This window comes from Holdemanella sp. (genome assembly GCF_056804935.1).
The window spans coordinates 1-253 of record NZ_DBMEXE010000045.1 but is presented as its reverse complement, the minus strand read 5'-3'; the positions used below and the strand labels follow the sequence as shown (position 1 = coordinate 253).

Annotated in this window: 1 protein-coding gene; it reads right to left on the bottom strand. The window is 32.0% G+C overall.

Going from position 1 to position 253, the window contains the following annotated elements:
• Positions 1-253 (bottom strand): hypothetical protein (locus tag ACZQCL_RS03505; RefSeq protein ID WP_482481854.1); only part of this gene is annotated, 253 nt, incomplete at both ends.

The window sequence follows — 253 nt, the reverse complement described above, 5'->3', positions numbered from 1 at the left end:
TTCTGTCACATTGGGATTGCTCTCATCCATCTTCAAGTGATCCAATTGTTTCTTCACAACATATTCTTTTCCAAATAAAGATAAAGTCTTTTCTTTGATTGTCTCTACATTGGAATACACATAGATTTCATTTGGCTTTAAAGAACCCTTGATATTTTCATAATCTTGAATATCCTTTAATGGAAGACAATAAAATTCTTGAATCTCATTTACTGCATTCATCCCCTCATTCTGGTAATCCGTAATCAAAGTG